Source organism: Kribbella albertanoniae, from assembly GCF_004348455.1.
Lineage (GTDB): Bacteria > Actinomycetota > Actinomycetes > Propionibacteriales > Kribbellaceae > Kribbella > Kribbella albertanoniae.
Genome location: NZ_SMKA01000301.1, coordinates 1 through 11,035, shown reverse-complemented (window position 1 = coordinate 11,035; position 11,035 = coordinate 1). Strand labels below are relative to the sequence as shown.

The window sequence follows — 11,035 nt, the reverse complement described above, 5'->3', positions numbered from 1 at the left end:
GTCCCACCCCGACGAGGTAAGCCCGACCGACCCCACCGTCGTTCAGCGCCGCCCCTCCGGTGATGCGCACTCCGCGCGGCCAGCCGATGTAAGCCCGACCGACCCCACGGTTGTGCAGCGGCGTACCCCCGGTGACGCGAACCCTGCGCACACGCACTCCGGGCAGGCGGGTGCGGTGAGTCCGACGGATCCGACAGTGGTGCAGCGCCGGCCCTCCGCTCCCGCACATCCGGGTGCGACTGATCCAGCTGGGGTGCAGTCGGTGCAGGCGGCTCGGGCTCGGCGGCAGGCTGGGGTGGCCAATGATCCGACGATCGTGGCGCGGCTTCAGGTGCCTGGGGCTGACGACACGACCGTCGTACCGGCGAACGATCCGACTACGGTTGTGCCCACCGACTCGGCGTCTGCGGCGTACTCCGGACCCGACGACCCCACGATCGTGGTCCCGGTCTCCAAGCCGACGGACGTGGCCCCAGCATCGCCACCGCCTCCGAACGTGGTGGCAGCAGCACCGGGTGTCACCTACCCCGGAGCAGACGATGTGACAGTCATCGCCTCACACCCGGTTGAGCCACCCACTGCAGTCCCCGCCGAGCACCCCACACCCGTCGTACCGGCGGGTGGAGTTGGCCCCGCGCCTGCTGTGCCGGTTGGGGGCGACGTTGCTTCTTGGCATCCGGCTACTGAGGGCGGGCGGCCTCGTCCGACTGTGGAACCGGCTGCTGGGCGGGTTGTCCGCGACGACGTGGTCGCTCGGCTAAGCGAACTGACCGAGATTCGCGTTCGGCAGCCGGAGCGGATTGCCGAGGCCTGGCAGCGACGCCGTACTCGTGAACTGGTGGGCACCGACGGTCGCCTCCTGATCGTCGCCGCGGACCACCCGGCCCGCGGCGCGCTAGGCGTCCGCGACGACCAGTTCGCGATGGGTAGTCGCCCCGGCCTGATCGAGCGACTGGTGACAGCTCTCGAGCGCCCCGGTGTCGACGGTGTGCTGGCAACCCCCGACGTACTCGAAGACCTCCTGCTGCTCGGTGCCCTGGAAGGCAAGGTCGTCATCGGTTCGATGAACCGCGGCGGTCTGCAGGGCTCGTCCTTCGAACTCGACGATCGCTTCACCGCCTACGGTTCGGCCGCGGACATCGCGTCGCGCCGGCTCGACGGCGGCAAGATGCTGACCCGGATCGACCTCGCCGACCCCGGCACGGTCGCCACCCTGGAAGCCAGCGCGAAGGCCGTCACCGAACTCGCAGAGCACAAGCTGATGGCGATGGTCGAGCCGTTCTGGTCGACCCGCAAGGACGGCCGTGTCACGAACGTCCTCGACGCCGACTCGGTGATCAAGTCCGTTCACATCGCCGCCGGCCTCGGCGCGACGAGTGCCTACACCTGGCTCAAGCTCCCGGTCGTCGACAACCTCGACCGCGTGATGGACGCGACCACCCTGCCCACGCTCCTCCTCGGCGGTGACCCCACGGTCGCCCCCGAAGAGACCTACGCGCGCTGGGGCAAAGCGCTCTCCCTCCCCTCGGTTCGCGGTCTGGTGGTCGGCAGAGCACTCCTCTTCCCACCCGACGGCAACGTCGCCTACGCCGTAGACCAAGCCGCATCCCTCGTCCACGGAGGCGCTGCATGACGGAGTGGTTCAAGCCGGCTGGCAGCACCGCGCGCGATGGTTTCGATGTCGCCGTCACCCCGGGCGACAAGGAGTGGGAGTACAGCGGTCTGTACGTCGCCACGCTCCGCCCCGGGCAATCGGTCGAGTTCGACACCGACGACTGCGAGTACCTCGTGCTCCCGCTCAGCGGATCCGCCGAAGTCGTCGTCGACGGTGAGACCGTGCCGCTCGGTGGCCGGGCCGATGTGTTCGCCGGGCCGACCGACTTCGCGTACGTCCCGCGCGGAACCACCGTCGCCGTCACCAGCGCCGGGGGCGCCCGCATCGCCTTCCCGCATGCGAAGGCCGCGAACGACTATCCCTTCCGCCGGATCGGCACCGAGCAGGTGCAGTCCGAGTTGCGTGGTGCGGGCGTCTCGTCCCGCCAGGTCCGCAACTTCGGTACGCCGGGTGTTCTCGAGGCTGACTCGATCATCGCCTGCGAGGTTCTCACCCCGGCAGGGAACTGGTCGTCGTACCCGCCGCACAAGCACGACGAGCACAAGCCTGGTAAGGAAAGCGTCCTCGAAGAGATCTACTACTTCGAGCTGCAGCTCTCCGACGCCGCCCCGGAAGGTGTCCAGGGCAACGACCCGATCGGTTACCAGCGGGTCTACGGCACCGCGGACCGCCCGATCGACGTGCTCGCGGAGGTCCGCAACGGCGATCTGGTCCTGGTACCTCATGGTTGGCATGGTCCCGCGATGGCGCCTCCTGGCTATGACATGTACTACCTGAACGTGATGGCCGGTCCCGGCGCGGAACGCGAGTGGCTGATCACCGACGACCCCCAGCACGGCTGGGTTCGCGAACTCTGGGCGAACCAGCAGATTGATCCACGGCTGCCTTTCGGAGGAGAAGAGTCATGACGGTGCGTCTCACGGTCGCGCAGGCGTTGGTGCGATTCCTGAGCGTCCAGTACTCGGAGCGCGACGGAGTCCGGCAGCGGCTGATCGCCGGCACCCTGGGCATCTTCGGGCACGGGAACGTGGCCGGTGTCGGCCAGGCACTGCTGCAGGCCGAGCTTGAGGACCCGACGGCCCTGCCGTACATCCTGTCCCGCAACGAGCAGGCCATGGTGCACACAGCAGCCGCCTTCGCCCGCACCCGTGACCGGCTCCAGACCTACGCCTGCACGGCAAGCGTCGGCCCTGGGTCGACCAACATGGTGACCGGCGCGGCCCTCGCCACGATCAACCGGCTCCCGGTCCTGATCCTCCCTTCGGATGTGTTCGCAACCCGGGTGGCAACCCCCGTGCTGCAGGAGCTGGAGAGTTTCGCCGCCGGTGATGTGTCGGTGAACGACGCCTTCCGCCCGGTCTCGAAGTACTTCGACCGGGTGTGGCGTCCCGAGCAGCTCCCGTCGGCACTGCTGAACGCGATGCGTGTGCTCACCGACCCGGTCGAGACCGGTGCGGTGACGCTGGCACTCCCGCAGGATGTGCAGGCAGAGGCCTACGACTGGCCGGAGGAGCTCTTCGCCGAGCGCACCTGGTACGTCGCGCGTCCGTTGCCGGAAGCATCAATTGTCGACAAGTCGGTAGATCTCCTACGGTCCGCGCAGCGGCCGCTGATCGTCGCCGGTGGTGGCGTGCACTACTCGGGCGCCGAGGACGCACTGCGCGCCTTCGCGGAAGCGACCGGTATCCCGGTCGCGGAAACCCAGGCAGGTAAGGGATCGCTGACCTACGATCACCCGCAGTCGATGGGCGCGGTCGGCTCGACCGGCACGACGGCAGCGAACGCGCTGGCCCGCGAAGCCGACCTGGTGATCGGGATCGGCACTCGTTACAGCGACTTCACGACGGCCTCCCGGACCGCCTTCGCCAACCCGGCGGTACGCTTCGTGAACATCAACGTGGCGCGCTTCGACAGTGCTAAACATGCCGGTCTTCCTCTCGTCGCGGATGCGCGGGAAGCCCTTGTTTCGTTGGGATCCGCGCTCGGTGACTGGTCCGTCGACAGCAAGTACACCTCGACGGCCACGGAACTCTCAAGGAACTGGGACGGCATTGTCTCGGCACATTACAAGCCCTCCGACGAGGTGACCGGGAAACTGGCCGAAGGCCTGCTCACCCAGGGCCAGGTTCTCGGTGCCGTCAACGAATTGTCGGCGGCGTCTGATGTCGTGGTCTGTGCAGCCGGTTCGATGCCGGGCGACCTGCACAAACTCTGGCGGACCCGAGACCCGAAGGGATACCACGTCGAATATGGCTTCTCCTGTATGGGTTACGAGATCGCCGGTGGTCTGGGTGTCCGCCTCGGCGCGCCGGAGCGCGATGTCTTCGTCATGGTCGGCGACGGGTCGTATCTGATGATGTCGAGTGAGCTGGCCACCGCCGTCCAGGAGAATCTGAAGATCATCGTGGTCCTCGTGCAGAACCACGGCTTCGCGTCGATCGGTGCCCTGTCGGAGTCACTGGGGTCGCAGCGGTTCGGCACGGCGTATCGCAAGCGCACCGGCGACGGCCGGCTGGACGGCGATTACCTCCCGGTCGACCTCGCGGCGAATGTCCGCAGCTTCGGGATCGACGTGCTCGACGTGCGCAGCCTCGACGAGCTGGAGAAGGCGATCCACACCGCCAAGGCGGCGACCGGCCCGATCGCGATTCACGTCACCACCGACCCGCTGATCGGTGCGCCGGACAGCGAGGCGTGGTGGGACGTGCCGGTGAGCGAGGTGTCCGAGCTGCAATCCACGCAGGCCGCGGCGGCGTCGTACGAGGAGAGCAAGAAGGCACAGCAGGGCTATCTCACACCGGTCGAAGGCGACTGACAGATGGCGGCGATCAATATTGGTACGGCGCCGGACTCGTGGGGAGTCTGGTTCGCCAACGACGCGCAGCAGACACCGTGGACCCGGTTCCTCGACGAGGTCGTCGAGGCTGGGTACACGCGGATCGAGCTAGGTCCGTACGGGTATCTTCCGACCGACAAGGCCCAGCTGAAGGCGGAGCTCGACCAGCGCGGCCTGACCATGACAGCGGGTACGACGTTTGAGCAGTTGCACCGCCCGGACGGCTGGGAGACGACGTGGCGCGATGTCGCGCCGACGGCCGAGTTGGCCGCGGCGATGGGCGCCAAGCACCTTGTCGTGATGCCGTCCATGTGGCGCGACGCGGATGGCAGCATCACCGAGGAGCGCCTCGACCACGCCGCGCAGGCGGCGCACGGCAAGCAGGTGAGCGAGCTCGGTCGCCGGGTCGCGGAGGAGTTCGGTGTCCGGTTGCAGTACCACCCACATGCGGATGGTCACGTGGACAACCAGGACACCGTCGAGCGCTTCCTCGAGGAGACAGACCCGCAGTACGTCGGCCTCTGCCTCGACACCGGTCACATCAGCTACTGCGGTGGTGACAACCTCGAGCTCATCCGCAGGTATCCGGACCGCATCGGCTACCTGCACCTCAAGCAGGTGAATCCCGAGGTGCTGGCCGCGATCCAGGGCCAGGGGCTCAGCTTCGACCAGGCGATCGAGCGTGGTGTGATGGCCGAGCCACCGCACGGCGTACCGGAGTTCCCGCCGCTGCTGGCGGAGCTCGCCGGTCTCGACGTGGAGCTGTTCGCGATCGTGGAGCAGGACATGTATCCCTGCCCGCCGGACGTGCCGCTGCCGATCGCGGCCCGGACGTTGGCCTATCTGAGATCCCACGGGGGTGGCGTATCGGTGTGATGGCCAGCAGAGTGTGAAACTCGCTGGTCCCAAGCAACTCTCCGCGGGTCGACCGTGGAACATCTGAAAGGCTGGTTGGAGTCATGGTTCGGTGGCACAGGAAGGCAGTGGCCGCGGGCGCGGCAGTCGTGCTCGTCACGGCACTCGCCGCGTGCAGTTCCTCCGGGGGCAAGCAGGAGGAGCAGGGCTCGAGCGGCAGCGGTAGTGGTGTCGCGGACACGCCGCGGATGAAGGTCGCACTGATCACCCACTCGGGGCCCGGTGACACCTTCTGGGACATCGTCCGGCGGGGTGCCGAGGCGGCGGCGAAGAAGGACAACATCGAGCTGCAGTACTCCAGTGACCCCGACGGCGCGGCCCAGGCGAACCTGGTGCAGACCGCGATCGACGCCAAGGTCGACGGCATCGCGCTCACCCTGAACAAGCCGGACGCCGTGATCCCGAACCTGAAGAAGGCGGTCGCGGCCGGCATCCCGGTGACGGTCCTGAACGGCGGGCTCGACAGCTGGAAGGGCACCGGCGCGATCGGGTACTTCGGCCAGGACGAGCGGATCGCCGGTCAGGCGACCGGGGACAAGCTCAAGGAGCTCGGCGCGAAGAAGGTCATCTGCGTCATCCACGAGCAGGGCAACGTCAGCCTCGAAGCCCGCTGCCAGGGCATCAAGGACAAGTTCGGCGCGGTCGAGAACGTGAACGTCAACGGCACCGACCAGCCCGGCACGCAGGCGACGCTGACCGCGAAGCTGCAGCAGGACAAGAACGCGGACTACGTCGTCGCGCTGAACGCCGGTATCGCGCTGACCGCGGTCACCGCGGCCAAGGGCGCCGGCTCGGCGGCCAAGATCGCCAGCTTCGACATGAGCAAGGAGATGGCGAAGGCGGTCCAGGACGGCACCGTGCAGTTCGCCGTCGACCAGCAGCCGTACTTGCAGGGCTACCTCGCGGTGGACGCGATCTGGCTGAACAAGACCAACGGCGACACCATCGGCGGTGGTGAGGCCACCCTGACCGGACCGGCCTTCATCGACAAGACGAACATCGAGGCCGTCGCCAAGTACGCCGCGGCCGGAACCCGCTGAGGTAGGCGACATGGCATCGACCATCACTTCACCGGCCACGGCCGACGACCGGGTCTCGGCCCGGTCGGTCGGGGCGCGGCTGCTCAGCCGGCCCGAGATCGGATCGCTGGTCGGCGCAGCGGTCATCCTGGTGTTCTTCCTGATCGCCGCACCGCCGTTCCGCGACATCAACAACACCGGCACGATCCTGTACCAGGCAGCGCTGGTCGGAGTGATGGCGGTGCCGGTGGCGCTGCTGATGATCGGTGGCGAGTTCGACCTGTCGGCCGGCGTCGCGGTGACGACGTCCGGCCTGACCGCGGGCCTGTTCGCCTACCAGTTCAGCGTGAACGTCTGGCTCGGCATCCTGATCGCGCTGGCCGTCTCGCTGGCGGTCGGTGCGTTCAACGGCTGGCTGCTGATGCGGACAGGACTGCCCAGCTTCCTGGTGACGCTGGGCACGTTCTTCATCCTGCAGGGCCTCAACATCGCGGTCACCCGGCTGGCCTCGGGCGCGGTCGCGTCGAACTCGATCAGTGACATGGACGGTTTCGGTGCCGCGCAGAAGGTGTTCGCCTCGGAGTTCAAGCTGGGCGGGGTGACGATCAAGATCATCATCGTCTGGTGGATCGTGTTCGTCGCGATCGCCGCCTGGGTGCTGCTGAAGACGCAGATCGGCAACTGGATCTTCGCGGTCGGCGGCGATGCCGCGGCCGCCCGCGCGGTCGGCGTACCGGTGAAGAAGGTGAAGATCGGGCTGTTCATGGCGGTCGGGTTCTTCGCCTGGTTCGCCGGGATGCAGTTGCTCTTCGTCCAGAACGGTGTCGTCCAGTCCGGTGAAGGTGTCGGCAAGGAGTTCGTCTACATCATCGCCGCGGTGGTCGGCGGCTGTCTGCTGACCGGTGGCTACGGCTCGGTGGCAGGTGGCGCGATCGGGGCACTGATCTTCGGAATGGTGCAACTCGGCGTCGTGTACGCCGGCTGGAACCCGGACTGGTTCAAGGCCTTCCTCGGCACGATGTTGCTACTGGCCACCATCGTCAACCTGGTCGTCAAGAACAGGGCGGAGGCACGATGACCACCACGGAGAGCTTCGCGTCCGAGGCTGCGAACAGCCCGACCGCGCCGATCGTCCACCTGGAGGACGTCGGCAAGAGCTACGGCAACATCCAGGCGCTGCGTGGGGTGTCGCTGTCGGTGCGGCAGGGCGAGATCACCTGCGTGCTCGGCGACAACGGCGCCGGCAAGTCGACGCTGATCAAGATCATCGCCGGTCTGCACGACTACACCTCCGGCACCATGTCGGTGAACGGCGAGGAGCGGCACTTCGCCTCGCCCCGGGAGTCGCTGGACAGTGGGATCGCGACCGTCTACCAGGACCTCGCACTGGCGCCACTGATGTCGGTATGGCGGAACTTCTTCCTCGGTAACGAGCTCACCCGCGGCCCGTTCCGGCAGCTCGACGAGCGGGCGATGAAGCGGATCGCCAACGAGGAGCTGACCAAGATGGGGATCTCGATCCCCGACCTGGAGCAGCCGGTCGGCAAGCTGTCGGGTGGTCAGCGGCAGTGTGTCGCGATCGCGCGAGCCATCCACTTCGGTGCCAAGGTGCTGATCCTGGACGAGCCGACCGCGGCGCTGGGCGTCAACCAGTCCGGCGTCGTGCTCAAGTACGTCGTGAAGGCCCGCGACGCCGGGATCGGGGTCATCTTCATCACCCACAACCCGCACCACGCCTACCTGGTCGGCAACCATTTCGTGGTGCTGAAGCTCGGCCGGGTCGCGCTGGACACACAGCGGGCCGACATCACGCTGGAGCAGCTGACCACGGAGATGGCCGGCGGCTCCGAGCTCGAGGCGCTGAGCCACGAGCTGCGCGACTTGGCCCCGGACGCGGTGGCCGACGTACAGGACGCCATACAGGCTCAGGAGAAGGAGTAGCAATGAGTGAGCTGCGGATCGGCATCATCGGGGTGGGTGCGATGGGTGCCGACCACGCCGAGCGGATCGTACGGCGGACGTCGGGCGCACGCCTGGTCGCCGTGTCGGACCCGGATGCTGCTCGCGCCGAAGAGCTCGCGAGTCGGCTCTCGGCGCGGGTGGTTGCCGATCCGCTGGCGCTGATCGGCGCGCGTGACGTGGATGCGGTGATCCTTGCATCACCGGGATTCGCGCATGCCGAGCAGTTGTTCGCCTGCCTCGAGCACGGCAAACCCGTGCTCTGCGAGAAGCCACTGACGATGGATGCGGCCTCCTCGCTGCAGGTGGTCGAGGCCGAGCATAAGCTCGGCCGGCAGCTCATCCAGGTCGGCTTCATGCGCCGCTTCGACCCCGAGTACACCGCTCTCAAGCAGCTGCTCGACTCCGGGGAGCTCGGCCGCCCGCTGCTGTTGCACAACGTGCACCGCAACAAGGCCAACGGTCCGGGATTCCGCAGCGAAATGATCGTGCGCGACTCGATGGTTCACGAGGTCGATGTCGCGCGCTGGCTGCTCGGCTCCGAGATCAGCAGGATCACCGTCCACGCGCCGAAGCCGACCAGCGCCGTACCCGACGGGGTGCTCGACCCGCAGTTCGCGGTCTTCGAGATGGCGAACGGTGCGATGGCCGACGTCGAGGTGTTCGTGAACTTCCAGGTCGGCTACGAAGTCCGTTGTGAAGCCGTCGCCGAGCGCGGGAGTGCGACCATCGGCCTCGGCGCGGGGGTGCTGACCCGCGCCGCTGGGCACTGGGGTGGTGCGATGCCGGAGGACTTCCGGATCCGCTTCGACCGTGCGTACGACATCGAGGTCCAGCGCTGGGTCGAGGCCGTGGGCCGCGACGAGATCGACGGCCCGAGCGCCTGGGACGGATACGCGGCAGCCGCCGTCTGCGAAGCGGGGCTCGCGTCGCTGAGCACTGGTCAGCCCGTCACCGTAGACCTTGCCGACCGCCAGGCAGTCCTCGGCTGAGGCCGAAACCCAAGCTGCAGCTGAAAGGAATTGTGTTGTGAGTACTGACATCAAGCGCATCACCCATCTGGTCGGCGGCAGCCCGTGGACCGGTGTCGCCGAGCGCACCAGCAAGGTCTACAACCCGGCCACCGGCGACGTCACCGGAGAGCTCGACCTCGCGTCGGCGGCCACCGTCGACGAGGTCGTCAAGGTCGCGCACGACGCGTCGAAGGCGTGGGGACAGACCTCGCTGACCAAGCGCACCCAGGTGCTGTTCGCGTATCGCCAGCTGGTGAACGAGCGCAAGGAGCAGATCGCCGCGCTGATCACGGCCGAGCATGGCAAGGTGCTGTCCGACGCGCTCGGCGAGGTCACTCGTGGCCTCGAGGTGATCGAGTTCGCCTGCGGTATCCCGCATCTGCTCAAGGGCGGGTTCAGTGAAGGCGTCTCGACCAAGGTCGACGTCTACTCGATCCGTCAGCCGCTCGGCGTCAGCGCGGTCATCTCGCCGTTCAACTTCCCGGCGATGGTGCCGATGTGGTTCGTCCCGATCGCGGTCGCCTGCGGCAACAGCGTGGTGATCAAGCCGTCCGAGAAGGACCCGTCGGCGGCGAACGCGATGGCCGAGCTCTGGAAGGAGGCCGGCTTGCCGGACGGCGTGGTGAATGTGCTGCATGGCGACAAGGAGGCCGTCGACCGGCTGCTCGAGCACCCGGACATCAAGTCGGTTTCGTTCGTCGGCTCGACTCCGATCGCGAAGTACGTCTACGAGAACGGCACCAAGAACGGCAAGCGTGTACAGGCGCTCGGTGGTGCGAAGAACCACATGATCGTGCTGCCCGACGCCGACCTGGACCTGGCCGCGGACGCCGCGGTGAATGCCGGATTCGGCTCGGCCGGCGAGCGCTGTATGGCGATCTCGGCCCTGGTCGCGGTGGAGCCGATCGCCGACGAGCTGATCTCGAAGATCACCGACCGGATGGCGAAGCTCAAGACCGGCGACGGCACCCGCTCGTGCGACATGGGCCCGCTCGTCACCGGCCCGCACCGCGACAAGGTCTCCGGCTATGTGGCAGCCGGTGTCGAGGAGGGCGCAGAGCTCGTCGTCGACGGGCGCGACGGTGAGTTCGACGGTGGCGCCGACGGCTTCTGGCTCGGCCCGACCCTGTTCGACAAGGTGACCCCGGAGATGTCGATCTACACCGACGAGATCTTCGGCCCGGTGCTGTCTGTGCTCCGGCTCCCGTCGTACGACGCCGCGCTCGACCTGGTGAACTCCAACCCCTACGGCAACGGCACCGCGATCTTCACCAACGACGGCGGCGCCGCCCGCCGCTTCCAGAACGAGGTCGAGGTCGGCATGGTCGGGATCAACGTCCCGATCCCGGTCCCGATGGCCTACTACTCGTTCGGCGGCTGGAAGAACTCCCTCTTCGGCGACACCCACGCCCACGGCCTGGACGGCGTCCACTTCTTCACCCGCTCCAAGGTCGTCACCTCCCGCTGGCTAGACCCCAGCCACGGCGGCATCAACCTCGGCTTCCCCACCGGCGACTGACCCCCGTTGACGACGACGGCTCTGACCGACCTCGGTCAGGGCCGTCGCTAGTTCAACCGCCGAGGGCGGCGGCGAGTGCGTCTGCGGCGGTGCCGGGGAGGTGGCCGTGGAGGAGGTCTGTGCGGTGCTGGAGGCGTGGGGTGGTGAGGGGGACTGTGG

The 11,035-nt window shown here is 67.6% G+C and carries 9 protein-coding genes; all 9 read left to right on the top strand.

The window, feature by feature from the left end:
- Window positions 1-745: 745 nt before the first annotated feature.
- The 9 genes from E1261_RS38540 (at window position 746) to E1261_RS38500 (ending at window position 10,876) form a co-directional block, all read left to right on the top strand.
- Window positions 746-1,633, top strand: a complete 888-nt coding sequence (locus E1261_RS38540; protein ID WP_132414696.1) for a Cgl0159 family (beta/alpha)8-fold protein — start codon at window positions 746-748, stop codon at window positions 1,631-1,633.
- On the top strand, window positions 1,630-2,523 hold the full coding sequence (iolB, locus tag E1261_RS38535) for a 5-deoxy-glucuronate isomerase (protein ID WP_132414695.1): 894 nt from the start codon (window positions 1,630-1,632) through the stop codon (window positions 2,521-2,523). Before E1261_RS38540 ends, iolB begins: the two co-directional genes overlap by 4 nt.
- On the top strand, window positions 2,520-4,430 hold the full coding sequence (gene iolD / locus E1261_RS38530) for a 3D-(3,5/4)-trihydroxycyclohexane-1,2-dione acylhydrolase (decyclizing) (protein WP_132414694.1): 1,911 nt from the start codon (window positions 2,520-2,522) through the stop codon (window positions 4,428-4,430). The genes iolB and iolD overlap by 4 nt, the downstream gene beginning before the upstream one ends.
- Before the next feature lie 3 nt (window positions 4,431-4,433).
- The gene (locus tag E1261_RS38525) at window positions 4,434-5,327 is read left to right on the top strand and encodes a sugar phosphate isomerase/epimerase family protein (protein ID WP_132414693.1); all 894 of its coding nucleotides are present in this window, start codon (window positions 4,434-4,436) and stop codon (window positions 5,325-5,327) included.
- A gap of 83 nt (window positions 5,328-5,410) precedes the next feature.
- Window positions 5,411-6,406, top strand: a complete 996-nt coding sequence (locus E1261_RS38520; protein ID WP_132414692.1) for a substrate-binding domain-containing protein — start codon at window positions 5,411-5,413, stop codon at window positions 6,404-6,406.
- A gap of 10 nt (window positions 6,407-6,416) precedes the next feature.
- The gene (locus E1261_RS38515) at window positions 6,417-7,463 is read left to right on the top strand and encodes an ABC transporter permease (RefSeq protein ID WP_132414691.1); all 1,047 of its coding nucleotides are present in this window, start codon (window positions 6,417-6,419) and stop codon (window positions 7,461-7,463) included.
- Window positions 7,460-8,326, top strand: coding sequence for an ATP-binding cassette domain-containing protein (locus E1261_RS38510; RefSeq protein ID WP_132414690.1), 867 nt, complete (start codon window positions 7,460-7,462; stop codon window positions 8,324-8,326). The genes E1261_RS38515 and E1261_RS38510 overlap by 4 nt, the downstream gene beginning before the upstream one ends.
- Window positions 8,327-8,328: 2 nt before the next feature.
- Entirely contained in the window at window positions 8,329-9,336 is a 1,008-nt protein-coding gene (locus tag E1261_RS38505; RefSeq protein ID WP_132414689.1) for a Gfo/Idh/MocA family protein, read from the top strand.
- 37 nt (window positions 9,337-9,373) lie between these two features.
- Entirely contained in the window at window positions 9,374-10,876 is a 1,503-nt protein-coding gene (locus E1261_RS38500; RefSeq protein WP_132414688.1) for a CoA-acylating methylmalonate-semialdehyde dehydrogenase, read from the top strand.
- The last annotated feature ends 159 nt before the right edge of the window (window positions 10,877-11,035 follow it).